The sequence below is a fragment of the Atlantibacter sp. MEI4A-1023 genome (genome assembly GCF_056155425.1).
This window is the reverse complement of the sequence record NZ_CM149568.1, coordinates 845,105-864,650: the sequence shown is the minus strand read 5'-3', so window position 1 is coordinate 864,650 and position 19,546 is coordinate 845,105. Positions and strand designations below refer to the sequence as shown.

The window sequence follows — 19,546 nt, the reverse complement described above, 5'->3', positions numbered from 1 at the left end:
ATCCTCAAGGTATAACAAAACCGTTTGATGGCGGGAAGCGATAAACATTTGTGATCGACGGCGCAGTTCACAGCCACGACTTATATTTAAATGGACGCCTGATGTAGAATATTTGAAACGTTGTTTCACTAATTAGAGGCAAGCAGATGTTTATTCCCCATAACGAAACCCAACTGCAAGATTTAGGCGGCGGCGTAACCCGCCGGATCCTGGCCCATAACGGCAAGATGATGGCAGTGGAAGTGAATTTTCAGGAAGGCGCGGTAGGCGCGATGCACAATCATCCGCACGAACAACTGACCTATGTACTGTCTGGTGAATTCGAATTCACTATCGGCGATGAAACGCGTCGCGTCACGGCAGGCGATACGCTGTATAAAGAGCCACACATTATGCACGGCTGCGTCTGTATCAAAGCGGGTACTCTGCTGGATACCTTTACGCCAATGCGTGAAGATTTTCTTAAGTAAGCAACAATCTGCCGGGGAAACCCGGCGCTTTTTTATCGCGCATATAACAAAAAGCCCGTCAGTGTTTCCACTGACGGGCTTTTTGTGCGATATAGCGCGGATTAACGCGCCAGCCAGCCGCCGTCTACTGCAACGGTGTAGCCGTTGATGTAATCAGATGCGCTGGATGCCAGGAATACGATCGGCCCTTGCAGATCGCTCGGCAGACCCCAACGGCCCGCCGGGATACGATCGAGGATTTCAGCGCTACGCTGTTCGTCGGCGCGCAGCTGCTGGGTGTTGTTGGTCGCCATGTAGCCCGGTGCGATAGCGTTAACGTTGATGTTGTGCTTCGCCCACTCGTTAGCCATCAGGCGGGTGATGCCCATTACGCCGCTTTTTGACGCGGTGTAAGACGGAACGCGGATACCGCCCTGGAAGGAAAGCATAGAAGCGATATTGATGATTTTGCCGCCTTTACCCTGGGCAATAAACTGTTTAGCGACTGCCTGAGACATAAAGAACACGGATTTGATGTTCAGATTCATTACGTCATCCCAGTCGGTTTCGCTGAAGTTGATCGCATCTTCGCGACGGATCAGACCCGCGTTATTAACCAGAATGTCGACATGGCCGAATTCTGCAACCGCACGCTCAAGCAGTTCAGGGATTGCGTCGATTTTACGCAAATCGGCGGTCAGGCTCAGAAAACGACGGCCCAGCGCGGTAACGCCTTCGATCGTTTCAGTCGGTTCAACGATGTTGATGCCAACGATGTCGCAGCCTGCCTGCGCCAGACCCAGCGCCATACCCTGACCTAAGCCGGTATCGCAGCCAGTCACAATCGCAACTTTACCTTCGAGAGAGAATGAATCCAAAATCATGGTGGTTTCCTTAGTGTTCCAGCCTGTCACAGACAGATGCATAATTCACAACGGTTTACCTGACGCGATTGGTCGCGGATCAGTCACAGTGTGATAACACCTGAACTGCCTACGGCCGGTTGACACCTTTCGCTATTCGTCTTTACCGTCAAAGCCTCAAAACGCTATTTCGCACTACTGCAAAACATCGTTTCGTTTTCATTTGTGGAATTATACTAGCCCCTCTAAAACACGTTTTCAATTATAAATAAAACAATGTTTCATTTTTTAAGACACCAAAGTGCGAATTTGGAAGTAGGATCACGAAACCATCCTGAAGCCTTTTCGCTACACCATTTAATCGTGAGAATGGCCGGGTAAGGAAGGCCCGTTACCCGGTTCGGTTAAGGTCGGTTTCCGTCGGTTTCCAGGGGCGAATGCGTGCAGAGAAACGTTACGTTCGGTTTATGGGCTAAAGCAACATGAAAGGAAGTTACGAGACGGCTCGCAAAGAAAAAACGAGGGGTAGTAGAGGGTGAATAACAGCGAAAACGCGACCCAACCGGCCGCGTATTTTGTTAATCGCGTTCAATCGCCAGCGCGACGCCCTGACCGCCACCGATGCATAATGTCGCCAACCCCTTGCGGGCATTGCGTTTCACCATTTCATGCACCAGCGAAACCAGAATGCGGCAGCCGGATGCGCCGATTGGATGGCCCAACGCAATCGCGCCACCGTTGACATTAACTTTGCGCGGGTCCCACTCAAGCACTTTTCCTACCGATAGCGCTTGCGCGGCAAAGGCTTCATTGGCTTCGATGAGATCAACGTCGTTCAACTGCCAGCCCGCCCGCTCCAGGCAGCGGCGCGTGGCATACACGGGGGCAATTCCCATTAATGCCGGATCGACGCCAATGCTGGCGAATGCGCGGATCCGCGCCAGCACCGGCAGGTTGAGTTCTTCTGCGCGACTGGCGCTCATCATCATGACTGCCGCCGCGCCGTCATTAATTGTCGAGGCATTACCCGCCGTCACGCTGCCGTGTAAATCGAACGCTGGCGCGAGGCTCGCTAGCCCCTCCGCGCTGGCATCGGTACGCGGCTGTTCATCGGTATCCACCAGAACCTTCTTGCCGGGCGCTAACTCCACTTCTACCGGGACGATCTCGTCACGAAAACGCCCGCTATCAATTGCCACGCGTGCCTTGTGCTGGGAAGAGAGCGCGTAGGCGTCCTGTAATTCGCGGCTGATGCCATACTCTCGCGCCAGGTTTTCTGCGGTAACCCCGATGTGATAATCATTGAACGCATCCCATAAGCCATCATGCACCAGGCTATCGATTAACTGGCTGTTGCCCAACTGCGCGCCGGTGCGGCTGTCGGTCAGCACATGCGGGGCGCGGCTCATGTTTTCCTGCCCGCCAGCAATCACCACGTCGGCCTCGCCGCACTGGATAGCCTGAGTGGCGAGATGGAGTGCTTTAAGGCCCGAGCCGCACACATCGTTAATGGTGATTGCAGAAACTCCCCAGGGCAGGCCACTGTTAAGCGCGGTCTGCCGCGCCGGGTTTTGCCCGGCTCCCGCCGTTAACACCTGGCCCAGAATGACCTCATCCACATCAAGAGGGTTGATGCCTGAGCGTTCAATCAACGCTTTAACCACCACCGAGCCCAGCTCGACGGCGGTACGACGCGCAAGCGCGCCCTGGAAGCACCCGATAGGCGTTCGCGCAGCGCCGACAATCACCACATCTTTCATTTTCAACCTCTCAATGGCAGGACTGAAATAGAGTAGCGATTGTTATCAAATTTTTTCGTAAATGTTTAAAAAATGGTGAACGCAGTCACACAGTAAAAACGTATGACGTTAGCTGAAACGCGTATATGGGAAGGAGATAGGGGGAAAAATATAAATAGAACAGGTCACTAGCGATGACCTGTCGTTATGAGAGAAACGCCCCACGTGACGATGTGAGGTGGATTGGATCATCAGGCTGCAACGCTTTTCGGCTGGGAAGAGAGGTGCCCTGCCCACAAATTAGCGACCCACTTGACGCCCCGGGCGGTAAAGCGCGCCTGAGAAAACGTGTGCTGGTTTTCGCCAACGCCAGAGCGCAGCGTGAAATAACCGGCCTGCATATGGTGCGGCGGCGGCGTCAGCGTGCCGTTAGCGCGAAACATAATGTTGCGCTCCAGCAGGAACTGACGGAACTCAGGTTCTTTCACTTTCAGCATTTTACACACCTGCCGAAACCCCAGCGAATCTTCAACCTGGATCAGATGGTCAAATAACTCCGCCTTTGGCAAGGTGATCGCCAACTGCTGCTCTGCCGCCTGGCGCTGCTCATACTGTTCTGCCCACGCACGCGCAGCAGCAGCCGGGTTGGTGAAGTCAGGGATTTCCGCGCGTTGTTCACGCTCCTGCCACCAGTCCAGCACATTCGCCGTAAAACCAGGAGAAACGCGCGCAACGGCCAGCAGCGAGTCACGCTTGTTCAATAAGTACTCCTGGTAGCTCTCCCCTTCCCGCTCAAACTGATTGACCACGAGGGGTTGCGACAGGCGTTGAGCCGTTTCCAGACTTTTAATAATACGTTTCACTTCGCCGTGAGTTATGCCCGTCAACGTAGCAATTTCACGGCTGCTCATTGTGACTGATTGATCCAAAGAATTTCGGTTTAAAGAAGGATTCATCATAGGCCTCACCACTTACTCACAAACAGCAACACCCTTGCGGGTAGTAGAAATAGTATACAATGCACTGTTTAAATATCCAGTATTTTTTATGAACAATTTACCTTAAGGAAATCAGGTAATTTGCGCATTTTTGCCTGTTTGCCCATACAGGTGTGTTGTGAAGAGGCCTTACTCCACGCGGCATTTGTACCGCAAGGTTACCCTCAGGCTATATGTTCAGGGTGTCACGCCAGAGTGATGGCTAGTCGCCGGGGTAAATGAGCATGCTGTGGGAATCAGATATGGCCAACGCCCCGGCTGGCTCAGTTTTATTTTCGCAGTGAAATAGTCAAAACAGGTATTAATACAAGCCCATGATAGGTGTAAATAAAAATTTACAGGCTATTTTCATGCCTAGCATTATATTGTCTGAAAATAATGACTCTGTTCTCAATTTTCCCACCTGAATAAGTTCACATGAAAGCAAAAGAAAAAAACAGGAAAGTCAAAATACCAATACTTTACATATTTTCGTTATTAACAGGGCATTTAAGCTAAATCTTAAGAGAGTAATCTATTGATTTTATATGGCTCTTTTAAAATACAGTGACGCAGGTCACGGGATTTACAGACACGCTAAAAACATGCCCAGTCAAACTGTTGCCCGGCTATTTCAACTACTCAGTGTTTAACGCATAATCGCTTCGTCTTAACATTTTACGATTATTTAAACAGGGTGCTAAACCCGGACATTATTCCGCCTCGGAGTTCAGGCGGGACGATATGCTTTAAACCAACGAATACCACCCTATAAAACGGAGATATTTAAATGAACTTTCCAGCAGAACCGTTCCGTATTAAAAGCGTTGAAACCGTTTCTATGATCCCACGCGATGAGCGTATTAAGAAAATGCAGGAAGCGGGCTACAATACTTTCTTATTAAATTCGAAAGATGTGTATATCGACCTACTGACCGATAGCGGAACTAACGCCATGAGCGATAAGCAATGGGCCGGAATGATGATCGGCGATGAAGCTTACGCGGGCAGCGAAAACTTCCATCATCTGGAAAGAACGGTTCGCGAACTTTTTGGCTTCAAACATATTGTTCCTACTCACCAGGGCCGTGGCGCAGAAAACTTATTATCGCAACTGGCTATTAAACCGGGCCAGTATGTTGCCGGGAATATGTATTTCACCACTACCCGTTACCATCAGGAAAAAAATGGCGCAACGTTTATCGATATCGTTCGTGATGAAGCGCACGATGCAACAATCGAAGTGGCCTTTAAAGGCAATATCGATCTGAAAAAATTGCAAAAACTGATCGATGAAAAAGGCGCAGAAAATATTGCGTATATTTGCCTGGCAGTAACCGTTAACCTGGCAGGCGGCCAACCGGTATCCATGGAAAATATGCGTGCCGTACGCGAACTGACTGCCGCGCACGGGATTAAAGTTTTCTATGATGCGACCCGCTGCGTTGAAAACGCCTATTTCATTAAGGAGCAGGAAAAAGGTTACGAAAACACCAGCATTAAAGATATCGTTCATGAAATGTTTAGCTATGCCGACGGCTGCACTATGTCAGGCAAAAAAGACTGCCTGGTTAACATCGGCGGTTTCCTGTGCATGAATGATGATGAAATGTTCTCTTCCGCTCGCGAACTGGTTGTTGTTTATGAAGGGATGCCTTCTTACGGCGGTCTGGCAGGACGTGATATGGAAGCGATGGCGATTGGCCTGCGCGAAGCGATGCAGTATGAGTATATTGAGCATCGTATTAAGCAGGTTCGCTACCTCGGTGAAAAACTGAAAAGCGCCGGCGTACCGATTGTTGAGCCGATTGGTGGTCATGCGGTGTTCCTGGATGCGCGTCGTTTCTGCCCACATCTGAGTCAGGATGAATTCCCGGCACAGAGCCTGGCGGCCAGTATCTATATGGAAACCGGGGTGCGCAGTATGGAGCGCGGCATTATTTCCGCTGGCCGTAATAAAGAAACTGGCGAGCACCACAGACCGAAACTGGAAACCGTACGTTTGACTATTCCTCGCCGCGTTTATACCTATGCGCATATGGATGTGGTAGCGGACGGCATTATCAAGCTGTACAAGCATAAAGAAGATATTCGCGGGCTAAAGTTTGAGTACGAACCGAAGCAACTGCGTTTCTTTACGGCTCGCTTTGATTACATCTAATTCAGTATTTGGCCCTGCCTCGTTGCAGGGCCTTTTTGTTTCTGATCGAGGCCGTTAAAAATTGAGTATAAATGCTGTAAATAACAATAATTTTTTTACAGGAACATTATTATGGGTATTCATAACCCCGCTCAAAATGGTACCCCTGGATTAACCAGTGGTGCAGTGCTCGTGATTGCCACCGTCATTGGCGGCGGTATGTTTTCTCTTCCGATTGCCATGGCCGGCGTATGGTTTACCGGCGCAACCGTTATTCTTATCGCCATTGCGCTAATGATGTTATTAACCGGTTTGATGTTAGTTGAAGTCAACCTGCATTTTGAACCCGGGGCCAGTTTTAATACCTTTACCCAGGAATTGCTGGGCAAAAAATGGAATATCGTTGTTGGCATTGCGTTTGGCTTTGTTTTATATATCCTGACCTATGCCTATATTTCGGGTTCGTCGGCGGTACTTAGCCAGACATTACTGAAATACAGCGGCGTCCATTTCCCTGCAAAATTTTCTGTTATTCTTGTTACGCTGTTTGTAGGGCTGATCGCCTGGTACAGTTCATTGTTGGTTGGCCGAATTACGACGGTACTTATTCTCGGTAAGTTTATTGCCTTCTTCGCTACTTTTTCTGGGCTGGTAAGCCATATAGAAATTGCCAAACTGTTAGATAGCGCCTCCGTTGCCTTACCGGATACCCGCTATCTTCCCTACGTCCTGATGACGTTACCGTTTTGCATTATTTCGTTCGGCTTTCATGGTAATGTGCCAAGCCTGGTAAAACTGTACGGCAAGGGTGGCGTCTATAATATCACGCGTTCAATCGTGATCGGAACCCTGTTTGCAGTACTGCTGTATATCTTCTGGTTGGCGGTAACGATGGGGAATATTAGCCGTGCCTCGTTCTCACCGATTATTGCCAGGGGCGGTAATATTGATGTTTTCGTTGAGGCCATCGGCGGGATTTTCACCAGCCGCTATATGGACCTTATCCTGACGTTCTTTGGCAACTTCGCCGTTGCGAGCTCGTTACTCGCCGCGACGCTCGGGCTTTTCGATTATATTGCCGACTTGTTCCACTTCCCTAACGATCCCTTGGGCCGTTTTAAAACGACCCTGGTAACTTATCTTCCTCCGGCGTTTGTCTGCTTCTTTTTCCCTAACGGCTTCGTCTATGCCATTGGCTACGCCGGGTTAGCATTCACCATCTGGAGCGTCATCCTACCGCCATTCCTGGTGAAAAGTGCACGGCGCCGTTATAGCTCGGCTATCTATACCGCCCCCTGCAATAACACGATGCTGAATCTGGTGATTGTGTGCGGCGCCATTGTCTATCTGACAGTAGTGCTCGACGTTCTCGGCTGGTTGCCGGCGTTTAAGTAATTGAGGTTGTTATGAAAAACGTGTTATCGATTCAATCCAGCGTGGTGTACGGCTACGCGGGCAACAAAGCCGCTGTGTTGCCAATGCAACTGCTGGGTATTGATGTCTGGCCTTTCTATACCGTGCAGTTTTCTAATCATACCCAATATGGGCACTGGCAGGGAATGGCGCTGCCGCCGGGTCAACTGACGCATGTGATAGCAGGACTTGAGCAAAACGACAAACTGCCTGAGTGCGATGCCGTGTTGTCGGGTTATCTCGGCGACAGCAGGCAGTGTGAAGAGGTCGCACTGGCCGTTAATCAGATTCGTCGTTATAACCCGAAAGCGCTCTATTTTTGCGATCCGGTTATGGGCCACCCAGCGAAAGGGTGCGTGGTCGCTAGCGGCGTCGATACGTTTTTCAAAAATGAAGCCATTGCGCTTGCTGACGTGATGGGCCCCAATTTACATGAGCTGGAGATATTAACCGGAAAAACGTTAAATACTTTCGATGAAGTGGTGTATGCGGCACAACAGCTGGTAGCGCAAGGCGTCAGCAAAGTATTAGTAAAACATTTGGGAAAATGCGCGAAGGATACCACTGCTTTCGAGATGCTTTTGGTCACAGGGCGTCAGGTATTGCATATTGCACGGCCGCTGTATCTTTTCCCCCAACAGCCGGTTGGCGTGGGCGATCTCACCTGTAGCGTGTTACTTGCAAGTTTGTTGAACGGATTTGATGATATTACCGCGCTGGAGTACAGCGCCAATATTGTTGATGCCGTGATGCGTCATACCTGGCAACGAGAAAGTTATGAGCTTGAGTTGATTGAATCACGACATTTCATCATGAATCCGGTGATCCGCTATGCCGCAAAGAAACTGTAACCGTATTAATCAGAGGTGATGGATGTTTCTGACACTTCTGAAAATCCAGTTTCCGCTTGTGCACAGATTTGCGTTGCTACGTATCTTGTTGATTGTGTTGCAGCTGACAGGATTGCGGAAAAGAAAAAAATAAGAGGGAAAGCTGCACCCCGGCTCTACGTGCGGGGTGCATTTTGCTAATGCCGTCGCTTACGCCCGGAAATAACGCGGCGGGATCAATGCGGCAAAAGCATCGATTTTGTTGAGAAGTTTTTTGCAGAAAGACATTTTTGCTAACCTCAGTGTGATACAGGTCACATATTGTACCCTTCCAGTTACGAAGAGCCAATATCCTCACGTCTTCCTTGTCACTCTAAGTGTAAACCTGTCTGTAAAAAATTTTGTTTTCGCTCAGTAATTATTGATCACATTAATGGATTGCAAACCCGTATTTTAAAAACATTGGTGAAAGAGTTGTGCCAGTCACAAGCCACTTCAATCTACTGAAACCAAGCGTTTTAATAGTTTAGAGGCAATTTATGAACCGCGATTAATTTGCCTTTTTGCATTTCGATGTAGTTCCCTTTTCGTAGCGCGGAGAGCATTTCAGCAATCACTGAACGTGAGATATGCGTATGAGTTTGAATGTAATTAATGACGCCGATCTGAGAACGCAACGCTATATCCCATGAGGCCATAGTTAATAGCGTGGAACGAATTTGTGCATAGGTTGAGGTGCCTATGAATTGTGCATCGCGCCATTCGAACCAGCGCATTTGATAGGTTTGCCAATGACAAAATGACTTCCAGAGCCCCTGCTTTTCAATAATATCCATCGCTCGACTGACGGGTAAGCAAAACCCGGTGCAGTTCGTTTTCGTCACTAACTTATAATTCAACGGACTGGGGATGGGATCGCCGGTTAAACTGAGCAATACAGGAGCAGCAAGGAGTTCAACATGAATATCATTGTTCTCTCTCCAGATATCCAAAAAACCCTCTTTGAAAAACCAACACTGTTGCTCGCCTTGCTCATTAGAAAAACTGAGTTCTTCATCCGCGGCGATACTGAAGCCCATAGCGGAAGGACTAAAATGGCTGCGAAGAATCTCCAGATGGTTTAACGGTTTTACCAAATCTAACATGTGAGTCGTCCATTCACTGTCGAGAATCCATTCACTCTGGTTAAACAAATGCCCATCCAGGTAAGGATGGGCATTGGATAACCATAATATCAATTATGATATGGCGGTGATTACCAAGTGTATTTCACACCAACATTTGCAGCCCAATCCTGGTCAACGTCGCCGCCACCCAGATAGTTAGCATCTGCGTAGGTACTGAAGTTTTTGGTAAAGTTGAACTGACCACCCAAGCCAACACGAACCGCAGAACCTTCCACACCATTGTCGATGTTGTCGCCGTTAACGTTAGCGCTGTTACCCGCATCGTCATAAACGTAAGCCAGTTTGCCGTACGGTGTGAAGGACTGATCGTTACCGTAGTTGAAGGTGTAACCAATATCTGCACCCAGCTCATAACGCAGGCTGTCATAAGACTGGCTATCAACATCCATCTTATTGCTAAGTTGGTAGTCGTCGCCATCCTGGAACAGGCCAGTGATGCTTGCATACGGCGTCAAATAACCGTTCTCGTTGAACTGCCAGTCGTAACCCGCTTTTAAGCCGAAGCCCCATGCATCAGATGAGATATCGCCGGAAACAGAATTACCGTTGCTCATGACTGAAGTCAGGTCATTACTGTAATGGCTGTAGCTTAAGGTGGTATCAACAAAGATGTTGTTCGGGAAGCGTGCTGACGTATAGAAACGTGCGGATTGAGTATCCTGATCAACATTGCCAGAACGATCGTCCAGGCTACCTTTACCGAAGCCAGCCGCCGCACCGACGGTCCATTTAGCCGTATTGCCATCGATCTGCTTATCAACACCAACCATGATACCATTAACATCCTGATCATAGTTCAGTACGTTATTGCTGCCGTTGAAGTTGCCGCCGAAGTAAGTAACCCATGCGCCACCCTGGTCGCCTGCAGTATGACGGCCATTCGCGAGGCGAGTTGACAATACATCCTGCTCCAGGTTCCAGATGTTGCTGTTTGCCGAAGGAACGCTAAGCGCCATGTTGGCGTAATCGGTTAGCTCTTTCTGATGCAGAGTGACGACATCGCCATCTTGTTTAGCTTCATAGGTGTATGCACCCAGATCCGCTTTGTTAGCCGCAGTAAAGCTTGCGGCGGTATTGGCGTTGTTATCATATACACGGATAATTTCTTTATCTTTGTACTGATCTTCTGAACCCACACCCGTTGCGTTATCGATGCGAACTTCATAATTGCCGGCAACATCGCCATTCACGGCCAAATGTCCGTCGGAATTCAGCGCAATCACACCATAATCATAATTAGCGTCATGAATATCATTGGTGATATAACGGCCGTTGTTCAGGTCTGAATTAAGGACGTAATCACGGCTGGCGATATTCAGTACACCGGCGTTAGTCAGAACCATGTTGTTGGTATCAATCTGGCCCAGCCCCAGATTCAACTGACCATGATTATCAACGGTGATGGTATTGGCATACAGGCTGGCAGTTTCTTCAAGCAGGGATGCCTGGCTGTAACTGTCGATATGCAAGCTGTTAGTGGCAACTTCATAACCGGTATAGTCATCAGAGGCGTTGTTGGAATCGCCAATGTTCAGTGACGAACCATTGGAAAGAGTGATGCTATCAGCCAACAGGCTTGAATTTTCAACATTGACTTTCGAGGCGTTATTGACCACCAGATCGTCGATATTGGAAACCTTACGGGTATCCCATTCGGAGCCGTTGTCCAGCGTGACGTTAAAGATGCCACTCTGATAAACCGCATTGCCAACTACATGGTTTTCTTCGTTAAAAGCAGTACCGTCAGCACCGATACCATAAACGGAAGTAGGCCAAATGCTGTTCGGCTGATAATCATACAGCTCAGAGGTCGCTTCAACATCTGAGAACGCCGCGCCGACCCACTTGCTGCCGTTAGTCAGAGTCAGATCCAGTCGATCGGTATTATCCCAACCGTTAGAATCTAACGTGCCGTCACCGTTGCGATCGTAAGCATCCACATGAACAACGTTGCCATCAGCGTCCAGCGTGTTGTAGCCGCCGAAGTTGTTATCAAAGGAGCTGGAGAACAGGACATCGCCCGTTAACGTGGAGTGATCAAACGTTGCGGTGGTCTGCATGGCGTTGTCGGAGTCGGAAGCGATAACCGCAAGAGCGATGTCATCTGCCGTTGCCGTATTGCTGTAGTCGCTGGCTTTACCGGTGCGGCCATAGAAGCCTGTTGTGCCTTCATCGCTCATTGAGCCTGAGGTCACCACGGAGTCTTTTACAATAACGGTGTCATTAAAAATTTCACTATTATTCCAGCCGTCAACTGCCGTCACATCAAGGTAATCCTCCCACTGATAGCCCTGGCCCAACATGATTCCAGCCACTTTAGAGTTGTTCTGGATAACCAAGTCAACTTCCTGATCCAGCGTGATCGCAGTCCCTAAGTTGTAGACATCATAGGAAGCTGTTTCAGCCGTTCCTGTATTGTAATAAGTGTAATGCTCAAAGTTATCGTCGATTGTGGAGTTATCGACGGTTAAAGCCAGGCGATTGTATGCGTAACCATCAGCACGGCCATCAGCACATTCTGTGGTCATACATTCAGAATGTTACCATGCCGTTGATGTAGCTGTCTTTGATCGTCAGCGAATTCGGGTTGGTATTGCCCGCAACACCATCATCCATATAGTAAGTTGAAATCACGCCGTTAACGGTAGCGCCATTAACAACAGGGTAGATATTTCCATTATAGTAGTTAGATCCGTAATCATAGCCCACGTAACCCTGATACATTACTCCACCATTATAATAAAAGGTGTCATAATTCGTACCAGAAATATCAATGGTAGCAGATGCCTGAGAAGCGATTGCCATCGTACAAGCTATTGCTAATTGAGATACAACAAGTTTCTTATTCCAGCAGCGCATTTACCATCCCTCCTCAGGGACATATTTATGTTGGTCCATCAATTATGCGGTTTACTAAAAAACTAAAAACGACACATAAGACACACATGTTAAGCTTATAAAGTCATCAGCAGTGAAAATTATGCGCGCCGAAGGATGAAAGGTTCAAATAAAGTTTCGTGAAAGTATGATTCCACACTTTAAATAATAAATAAGATTAAAGCTCAAGTATTAACCTGAAGAATATAATAAAAGAACCGATCTAATATTATTAATTTATGCCAAAAACCTTTTTTGAGCACCCTTTTTCAAATCACTCCAAATTCATTGGATTACACCGTAAAAATCACCACAATAAAAATAAAAACACTTAAAAATCATAGCGTAAACAAAAATAAAAGATTACCACATCGACATAAACTTACCAGAAAAAGGTTAATACAAACTGATAAAAAATGAAACACGCCCGTAAGCATTATGATGTCCCCTCGTACTCGATCAAAAATGGGCCGTTAAACTCGAAGCGGAATCACATATTATAAGAATTAATACAAATGTTTTTGGATTATTTTAGATGAAAAATTCCATCATAAAAACGCGACTGCCGATAATAACAGGCGCATCGTCAATGTATTGATTAGCTATATCATCCACACCCTGAATTATCTCTTTTCGGTCAAACAATCTAAATAAGGATAGAGGATAAAAGCATTAATAACGGAGGCTAATAAAATTCATAAAAAATGTTATAAGTTAGCTTCTATAGCTAACGTAAATAAATGGATGCGTTTGTTTAGTCAGGTTAAAACCATTAACGCTGAATTGTAAGCATTATCGGATAGAGGCGTGGCCGATGAACTGACATCGGGCATGCTCCGCTGGTGTGCTAATTCTGCGGCGTGTAACGGGTTCAGGAAATCTGGGTAGATAACATTCCTCACTGTCGACATGTGCTGACGGTTCACAATACCTTTGCCAGAACCAGCAGCGGTAAAGATGGCGGAATATCGTTTATTCACCACCCTGCTGAAAGTCTGCCGGGACGGCTTGCCAACTGCCACAACGAAGCGGTTGGCGTTATAGAGCATGACTGCGGGCATTGCCATGCCTGCCGCTTTGATTCACTCCAGTAAACCGATGATTCACACTTCGCTATTTAATGTCGTCTTATCTATATAAATCTAATGCCCAATCATTCTTGCTTCAGGAATCAGGCGAAAGTAGATATGCTCCGGCACCGGGCTTTCCCATACTCCCGTTATCATCGCGAAAGCCACGCTGGCGAAGAGTATTCCGAGCACCATAAACGTCACTATCACGCCTGAAAGCACACCGCGACTTTTGCCTGTCTCGCCTGAAGGAATGTGCAGGGAAAAGCTTAACGTCGAGGCGACGGGACATGATTCCACGCAAGTCATACAACCCGTGCACTCCACGCTTCTGACCTGAATAAGCTTGTCTACCGGAATACGGGACGGACACTGTTTTGCGCATTTCCCGCAATCAATACAGCTCTGTGCATTGCGCCGTATTTTGAACGGTGAGAGCAAAGACAGCAGCCCCAGCAGCGCACCGTAAGGGCACAAATAACGACACCAGGCATTGCGAATAAACAAACTGATTACGACCAGCAGTGCGACGCTCAGCACTGTAACAGTGCCGGTATGGCGAAAAAAATCGAGCATTTTTACATCAATAATGATGCCGTACGCAGACATCAGAAAATACTGTATCCCCTGTGCGGGCATTGATAATGAAATATAAAGAAAGAAAAGCAGTAACAGATATTTGAGACCACGTAAGGGTATATCCACGAAACGGGGGAGTAAAAAATTACGGCCGCAGAGTTTTTTTCCGAGATCCGCGATAAGTTCAGATGCCGTGCCGACTGGACACAACCAGGAACAAAAGGTTTTTTTCAGCAGCAGGCTGATCAGCATAAAGGCCAACAGCAACAACATGGCACCGGCGTGTATCGGAGGAAGAAAGCCGGTTTCCAGGGTATAGCGAAGGTTCATCAGGCCAGCAATGGGCAACCAGCCTTCAATCCCGCCAGGGCGGGGCAGATACAGGGTCGTTCCACCGGACTCGTAATAACGCACCCAATAGTAAAAAGTCACACCAATATAACTATTGATAAGCAGCAGCAAAAATTGCGTCGCTTTTCGCCAGCTTGAGGCATTGCGCCAGTCATTCCATGGAAGTTTGCCGCCCGTCGTTCCCGGACGCCGTTGCCAGCGAGTCCTTCTTTTATCACTCATCGCCTGCTGATTTCCCTAAAGTGGTATTTTATATACCATTATCCTAAAGTTATCGCTCTGCGTAAGCGTTGATGTATGTCATTGCCTGATAAAAGGACAACTTGCATGGCATTGAAGCTATGGGTAAATAATAAAGTCCGAAAAAGTAGGGTCCCTTTTATAAAAACCGGGGTCAGGTTTTACCTGTAAATGGGGCCGCAGTTCTCAAGGCCGGAAAAAGCCGTCGTTACCTGCATTAACAGCTTTTCCCTTGTATCAGTGTAGGGCTGCCGTATTGTTTACCGTTACCATCAATCGTAATCTCCATCCCCGTTTCTTTAAGCCGATTACCCATCGTGCATGTCTTGTCAGCGTTAGGGTGACAAGCGTCAAAAACGATACTCTCCGGGGCAATATCAACATAAGGGTCTGCAGCTATGCTGGAAATAGGTATTGTGATTTACCCGGGTGTTCAACAAGCCGCAGTGCTTGGACTGAACGATTTATTCTGTGTTGCGAATACGTTTTCTCAGAAATATCAGAGCAATAGAGATAGATTGATAAGAGTGTCGCACTGGCAGCAAGGTTCTCTCCGGGAAGACCCGATACGCATTTTTGATACCGTACCGGATGCCAGCCCGGCACCTTTATCAGCATTGATTGTTCCACCCACGCTCAGAGAACCTGCAGAGGTAGACGCAACGCCACAACTGACGCAATGGTTAACCGGGCTGCGCGCTCAGGGAGTCGTGCTGGGTTCAGTGTGCGCCGGGGCGTTCGTGCTGGCCTCAACGGGTTTAATGAATGGACGTAAAATGACCACACACTGGGCCTACGCTGATTTGCTAAGCCAGCGTTTCCCTGAAATACAGGTCGATGTAAATCAACTGATTATTGATGACGGAGATATCATCACCGCCGGGGGACTGATGTCCTGGACCGATCTCGGTCTGCGGTTAGTTCATCGTCTGTTGGGTCCGACTGTCATGATCGATACTGCGCGAATGTTGCTTGTCGACCCACCAGGCCGTGAACAGCGCTATTACAGCGTATTTTCACCACGTCTTACGCACGGCGATGCATCCGTCCTGAAAGCGCAGCACTGGCTTCAGGCAACACAGGCCAAAGATGTCATGCTTTCGGCTCTGGCAGCACACTCTGGCCTGGAAGAACGCACGTTCCTGCGCCGCTTTCAAAAAGCCACCGGCATGACCCCTACGGCATATTGTCAGCACCTTCGGGTAGGACGGGCGCAGGAGCTTTTGCAGTTTAGTCATGACTCATTTGATCGCATTGCCTGGGAAGTGGGTTACAGCGATCCGGGTGCGCTGCGTAAAATTTTCACCCGCATTGTGGGTCTGACGCCTGGCGAATACCGCCGTCGCTTCAGCACAAGCCACGCAACGCAAAATGCCTGACAAAGTGGCGAAATTGACACTTATAATGTCGTTTACGCCACTTCAGCCTCCAGATATTCCCTGTCAAAATTGGGTTTCAGTGAGCAAACCAACAGGAATGACAAGATGAAACAACGCGGTTTGATCGTAATCGATCTGCAAAACGAATATCTACCTACCGGTAAATTACCGCTTACCGGCATAGAGGCTGCTGCCCATAATGCAGCACTTGCCATCGCTGACGCGCGTTCAAAAGATATCCCCGTTTTTCATATTCGCCATGAGTTTGCGAATAACGAAGCGCCGGTGTTTATTGCCGGCTCTGACGGCGTGGAAATTCAGGATACTGTCACCCCGGCGGCAGGCGAAGCGGTAATTGTGAAGAACTTCATCAACTCGTTTCGCGAAACCGACCTGAAAGCGCAACTGGATGCAAAGGGTGTCGAAGAAGTCATTATCGTGGGAGCAATGAGCCACATGTGTGTGGATGCCTGCGTGAGAGCGGCAGCGGATATGGGCTATCCGGTCACCGTTCTGCATGATGCCTGCGCCACGCTTGACCTGACATTTGGTGGCGTCACCGTACCGGCAGCACAGGTTCATGCTGCCATGATGGCTGCGTTTGAATTCGGCTACGGGAAAGTCCAGTCAACGGCTGACTATCTTGCTGCATAACCGCCCCCGCCAGCGTCCCTTCCCGGGGACGCTTTTTCATCGGCTGCCGCCAGTTCGCCGGCTTTGTATACGAAGACGACCGGCCCGCTTTTCAGTCCCGGCATCAGCAATATGATGCTGACATAACGCGACTCATGCAGGGCAATAAGAGGGTTCTGGCGCAGAGCCAGCCACTGCCGCTGCACTGGGGGGCGTGATGTGTCGGATCCTCACCACAGGTTGTCAGTTTTACGCCAGTACCCTCATCCATCATTCGCCAGGATAAAAGCACAACAACACCTGGAGGATCCGCATGTTACTCAACCCCTCACAAAAGTACGCTGCCTGTGTCCCGATTGCCTTACCCGACCGCCAGTGGCCGGATAAGACACTGTCCCATGCGCCGCGCTGGCTCTCTACCGACCTGCGCGATGGCAACCAGGCGCTGGCCGAACCGATGGATATTTCCCGTAAACTGCGCTTCTGGCAACAGCTGCTGAAATGCGGGTTCAAAGAGATTGAGGTCGCATTCCCCTCCGCCTCAGAAACGGACTTTCAATTTGTTCGCCAGCTCATTGAGGAGCAACGGATCCCGGATGACGTCACCATTCAGGTTCTCACCCAGGCGCGTAGCGATCTGATTGATCGTACTTTTGCCTCGCTGGAAGGAGTAAAACGCGCCACGGTACATCTTTACAACGCTACTGCGCCGCTGTTTCGCCGCCTGGTGTTTCGCCAGAGCAAAGAAGAAATTGTTCAGCTTGCCGTCACAGCCACTCGCCAGATACGGGCCTTGTGCGAGGCGAATCCGCAGACGCGCTGGAGTTATGAATACTCCCCGGAAACTTTTTGCTTCACCGAGCCGGAGTTTGCCCTGCAAATCTGTGAGGCGGTGGCTGATGTCTGGGAGCCCTCAGCCGAACGGCCCTTAATTATCAACCTCCCCGCCACGGTTGAGGTCAACACGCCCAATGTGTATGCCGATCAGATCGAGTACTTCTGTCGACACTTTTCCCGCCGGAGCGAGGTTTGCATCAGCGTACATCCCCATAACGATCGCGGCAGCGGCGTCGCCAGTGCCGAGCTGGCCCTGCTTGCCGGAGCCGAGCGGGTTGAAGGGTGCCTGTTCGGCAACGGGGAGCGCACCGGGAACGTCTGTCTTGTGACACTGGCAATGAATCTCTATAGCCAGGGTATCGCGCCGCAGCTCGACTTCAGCAATATGAAGCAGGTGGTTGAGTTGGTTGAGCAATGCAATCAATTGCCGGTGCATCCGCGTCATCCTTATGCCGGTAAGCTGGCGTTTACCGCGTTTTCCGGCTCGCATCAGGACGCCATCAAAAAAGGCTTTGCCGCACGCGAACAGTCAACTTCGCCACGGTGGGAAATGCCCTATCTTCCGGTCGATCCGAACGACATCGGCTGTAGCTATGAGGCGGTGATCCGCGTGAACAGTCAGTCCGGTAAAAGCGGCGCGGCATGGATGCTTGAGCAAAATCATGGCCTGAAGCTCCCCCGCGCACTGCAACAGGACTTCAGCCGCCACGTCCAGACCCACACTGACCGTGAAGGGAACGAGATGACGCTGAGTGCGCTGTGGCAACTTTACCGCGAACTGTACGGCCCGCATCAGCTTGCCCGGCGGCAACTGCTGGATTACCGGACGGAGAGCCAGGCGGACGGTGGTCTGGCATTGTGGGCCCGCATTCAGACCGCCGAAGGCATCATGACCATCGAGGGGAAAGGCAACGGTCTGCTCTCTGCCGCCGCCAGTGCGATAAAATCCTGCTTTAATCTGGCTTTCGCCATTGAGGATTATCATGAGCATACGCTCGGCAGATGCAGCGAAAGCCGGTCGGCAGCGTATATCCGCTGCAGCGCTAAACAGGGTGTAAGCCGCTGGGGAACCGGCATTGACAACGATGTTTCCCGGGCGTCGCTTCAGGCACTTTTGAACGCATTACCGGAGACCGAGTCGGGCTGGAAGTAGTCGCTCGGTGCCACGCCGAGCGTGCGGCGAAACATGGCGCTAAAGGCACTGTGACTCTCATAGCCGAGATCCAGCGCCACCCTGAGCACAGACTGGCCCTGCGCCAGGCGGTTCAGCGCCTCCATCAGCCGCGCCCTGCGCAGCCATTCGCTGAACGCAAGCCCGGTCTGCTGGCGAAAATGCCGCAGCAGGGTGCGATCGCTGATATTTAGCTGCCTGGCCGCCCGCAGCGTCGTCCATTTCGTCCCGGGATCCGCCTGGATCTGCCGGCACAGCGCCAGGAGCGCGGGGGACTGTGGTTCCGGAAGATTGAATGCCAGCATGCTAATCCCCCGGATTTCATCAAGGATCAGCTCATAAATGCGCTCCGGCCGACTGCCCGCCGCATAGTTTTCCGGCAGTTTAAACGAGGCGATGATCAACTCGCGCAGCAACGTGGAGATTTGCACCACCTGACAGACCGATGGCAAATCCGCGCGGGCAAAGGGATCGATAAAAAGCGTCCGTGCCGCCACATTGCCAGTAATCAGCAAACGATGCTGCGTTCCGGCTGGTAGCCAGACGCCCCTGCCCGGCGGCACAATCCAGAACCCCTGCGCGGTTTCCACTCGCACCACCCCACTCAGGGTATGCAGGAGTTGCGCGCAGGTGTGGCTGTGCCACGGCTCCGTTTCACCATGGGTATAATCATGCGCGAAAGGCACCAGCGGGCGCGTGGCAAAGCTGAATTGCTGATGGGTTGACATAGGTTGTAATTTATTTAAAAAGAGAAAGATAGCACAGGTTCGGCGTATAACAGGAACCCAGGCGAGCTTCCCGCATCACCGGC

At 49.8% G+C, this 19,546-nt stretch carries 14 protein-coding genes and 1 pseudogene; 7 read left to right on the top strand and 8 right to left on the bottom strand.

All coding sequences use genetic code 11. The features are described from left to right. Window positions 1-146 precede the first annotated feature (146 nt). Window positions 147-470, top strand: a complete 324-nt coding sequence (locus ACVV26_RS04090) for a cupin domain-containing protein (protein WP_474800110.1) — start codon at window positions 147-149, stop codon at window positions 468-470. Window positions 471-571: 101 nt separating this feature from the next. Here ACVV26_RS04090 and kduD read toward each other — a convergent pair whose 3' ends face one another. The 3 genes from kduD to ACVV26_RS04075 all read right to left on the bottom strand — a co-directional run bounded on the left by kduD (window position 572) and on the right by ACVV26_RS04075 (window position 4,010). Further along, window positions 572-1,333 carry a 2-dehydro-3-deoxy-D-gluconate 5-dehydrogenase KduD gene (gene kduD, locus ACVV26_RS04085; protein ID WP_043865925.1) on the bottom strand — a complete coding sequence of 254 codons (762 nt, stop codon included), beginning with the start codon at window positions 1,331-1,333 and terminating at the stop codon, window positions 572-574. A gap of 557 nt (window positions 1,334-1,890) precedes the next feature. Beyond that, on the bottom strand, window positions 1,891-3,072 hold the full coding sequence (locus ACVV26_RS04080; RefSeq protein ID WP_474800109.1) for an acetyl-CoA C-acetyltransferase: 1,182 nt from the start codon (window positions 3,070-3,072) through the stop codon (window positions 1,891-1,893). A gap of 230 nt (window positions 3,073-3,302) precedes the next feature. After that, complete coding sequence (locus ACVV26_RS04075) at window positions 3,303-4,010, bottom strand: phage antirepressor KilAC domain-containing protein (RefSeq protein ID WP_312980861.1); 708 nt, start codon at window positions 4,008-4,010, stop codon at window positions 3,303-3,305. 808 nt (window positions 4,011-4,818) lie between these two features. Here ACVV26_RS04075 and ACVV26_RS04070 point away from each other — a divergent pair. The 3 genes from ACVV26_RS04070 to pdxY all read left to right on the top strand — a co-directional run bounded on the left by ACVV26_RS04070 (window position 4,819) and on the right by pdxY (window position 8,432). Then, the gene (locus ACVV26_RS04070; protein WP_125295309.1) at window positions 4,819-6,189 is read left to right on the top strand and encodes a tyrosine phenol-lyase; all 1,371 of its coding nucleotides are present in this window, start codon (window positions 4,819-4,821) and stop codon (window positions 6,187-6,189) included. Between the two features lie 111 nt (window positions 6,190-6,300). Beyond that, complete coding sequence (locus ACVV26_RS04065; RefSeq protein ID WP_474800108.1) at window positions 6,301-7,563, top strand: aromatic amino acid transporter; 1,263 nt, start codon at window positions 6,301-6,303, stop codon at window positions 7,561-7,563. Between the two features lie 11 nt (window positions 7,564-7,574). Then, window positions 7,575-8,432, top strand: coding sequence for a pyridoxal kinase PdxY (gene pdxY / locus ACVV26_RS04060; protein WP_474800107.1), 858 nt, complete (start codon window positions 7,575-7,577; stop codon window positions 8,430-8,432). A 497-nt stretch (window positions 8,433-8,929) separates the two neighbouring features. Here the strand turns inward: pdxY and ACVV26_RS04055 are convergent, their stop codons facing one another. The 4 genes and pseudogenes from ACVV26_RS04055 to ACVV26_RS04040 all read right to left on the bottom strand — a co-directional run bounded on the left by ACVV26_RS04055 (window position 8,930) and on the right by ACVV26_RS04040 (window position 14,697). Further along, on the bottom strand, window positions 8,930-9,556 hold the full coding sequence (locus tag ACVV26_RS04055) for a helix-turn-helix domain-containing protein (RefSeq protein ID WP_474800105.1): 627 nt from the start codon (window positions 9,554-9,556) through the stop codon (window positions 8,930-8,932). 110 nt (window positions 9,557-9,666) lie between these two features. Next, window positions 9,667-12,457, bottom strand: a pseudogene (locus ACVV26_RS04050) (autotransporter YaiT-related protein). Window positions 12,458-13,233: 776 nt separating this feature from the next. After that, window positions 13,234-13,542 carry a hypothetical protein gene (locus ACVV26_RS04045; RefSeq protein ID WP_474800104.1) on the bottom strand — a complete coding sequence of 103 codons (309 nt, stop codon included), beginning with the start codon at window positions 13,540-13,542 and terminating at the stop codon, window positions 13,234-13,236. 75 nt (window positions 13,543-13,617) lie between these two features. Beyond that, the gene (locus tag ACVV26_RS04040) at window positions 13,618-14,697 is read right to left on the bottom strand and encodes a 4Fe-4S binding protein (protein ID WP_474800102.1); all 1,080 of its coding nucleotides are present in this window, start codon (window positions 14,695-14,697) and stop codon (window positions 13,618-13,620) included. 416 nt (window positions 14,698-15,113) lie between these two features. On the opposite strand from ACVV26_RS04040, the gene ACVV26_RS04035 reads away from it, so the two are divergent. From ACVV26_RS04035 to leuA, 3 genes are all read left to right on the top strand, one after another. Then, window positions 15,114-16,094 carry a GlxA family transcriptional regulator gene (locus ACVV26_RS04035; RefSeq protein ID WP_474800101.1) on the top strand — a complete coding sequence of 327 codons (981 nt, stop codon included), beginning with the start codon at window positions 15,114-15,116 and terminating at the stop codon, window positions 16,092-16,094. Between the two features lie 105 nt (window positions 16,095-16,199). Further along, window positions 16,200-16,748 (top strand): cysteine hydrolase family protein, encoded by a 549-nt coding sequence (locus ACVV26_RS04030; protein ID WP_474800100.1) that lies wholly within the window; start codon window positions 16,200-16,202, stop codon window positions 16,746-16,748. A gap of 292 nt (window positions 16,749-17,040) precedes the next feature. Then, window positions 17,041-18,717, top strand: a complete 1,677-nt coding sequence (gene leuA, locus ACVV26_RS04025; RefSeq protein WP_474800099.1) for a 2-isopropylmalate synthase — start codon at window positions 17,041-17,043, stop codon at window positions 18,715-18,717. Here the strand turns inward: leuA and ACVV26_RS04020 are convergent. Then, window positions 18,669-19,463: an AraC family transcriptional regulator gene (locus ACVV26_RS04020; protein WP_474800098.1), complete on the bottom strand. Its 795-nt coding sequence runs from the start codon at window positions 19,461-19,463 to the stop codon at window positions 18,669-18,671. The genes leuA and ACVV26_RS04020 overlap by 49 nt on opposite strands. Window positions 19,464-19,546 lie beyond the last annotated feature (83 nt).